This is a genomic window from Streptomyces sp. NPDC002838 (assembly GCF_040295365.1).
Lineage (GTDB): Bacteria > Actinomycetota > Actinomycetes > Streptomycetales > Streptomycetaceae > Streptomyces.
Genome location: NZ_JBEOVF010000167.1, coordinates 1 through 1,058 on the forward strand (window position 1 = coordinate 1; position 1,058 = coordinate 1,058).

At 34.0% G+C, this 1,058-nt stretch carries 2 protein-coding genes; both read left to right on the forward strand.

The features are described from left to right. The coding region (locus tag ABT063_RS52105; protein WP_502991053.1) for a hypothetical protein at positions 1-374 on the forward strand (374 nt) is incomplete at its 5' end. Beyond that, on the forward strand, positions 367-777 hold the full coding sequence (locus ABT063_RS52110) for a hypothetical protein (protein ID WP_351069412.1): 411 nt from the start codon (positions 367-369) through the stop codon (positions 775-777). The genes ABT063_RS52105 and ABT063_RS52110, both read left to right, overlap by 8 nt. The last annotated feature ends 281 nt before the right edge of the window (positions 778-1,058 follow it).

A 1,058-nucleotide genomic window follows, 5' to 3' on the forward strand; every position in this document is an offset into this window, starting at 1 on the left:
GTCGAGCAGACGATAACAGCTACAAGTTGGAAGATAAAGTCTACCAAGAAGATAAAGCACGTAAAGCAGAAACCGAAGACATGCTGACGGTACAAGCCCTAAAAAGTCCGTATACCAAGCTGCTTATGGAACATTTCTTATTGTCTTATCTAGACTTGACGGATACTAAAATTCTTTCAGGCTTACAAGCACACGTGTACCCTCTCTATGACGAACTGAAAGACTTACGAGGTTTGAATGGGGTCAAAGACCACTTGTCTTATGTATCTAGCAAACAAGAAGCCTATTCTAAACGCAATGTAGCGAAGTATCTGAAAAAAGCAATCGAGCAATATCTACCTACGGTTAAAAGGCAGGAATTAGACCATGAGTAAGAATGTAAAAACCATAAAAGAGCTGGCTGACGAATTAGGCACTAATAAAACTAGAATTTCAAGAATAATAAACAAAAATTCAATCCCAACTCAAAAAATAAAAAATAAAATTGTGTTAGAGGACAATTCAGTAAGTCTTATCAGACAGTATTTTAAGAACGAAATGCAACAACGGTTAGCTTTGCAGGATAAAAAATTGCTAGAAGAATACAAGTCAGAAATCAATGACTTAAAAGCCCTTAAAATGCCCTCACAGGACACAAAAGAGGAACAGGCGAATAGTCAACCGCAAGAGGAATTAGAAACGCTTAAAGAGCAAATAAGAGCCTTGAATGATAAAATAAAAGGACAAGAACAATTAAATAATCAAGTTTCTAAAAAATGGTATCAATTTTGGAAGTGACAAAAAGCCTATAAAATGAGATTTTAGGCTTTTTATTATTCAAGTGGCATAATTCTACTCAAAACCATTTAAGAGGGCTTAAAAGGCAAAACATGAGCTTCAAGCATTAAAGGGAGTGAAAAATTCATTTTTCAATTTCTTTAGTGCTTTTTCGTTGGTTTGCTCAACGACAGGAGCATTATTTTTTACAAAGTAAAAAATAGAGTTTTTTCAAATCTCAAATAAAAAAGTCCGCTCTTAAATTTTAAAGCCCAAAAATTTTAGATCCGACTTGTTTTATT

What these genes read in the sequence shown, in the direction of transcription:
- ABT063_RS52110 (WP_351069412.1), top strand. Translation starts at nt 367, where the DNA reads ATGAGTAAGAATGTAAAAACCATAAAAGAGCTGGCTGACGAATTAGGC.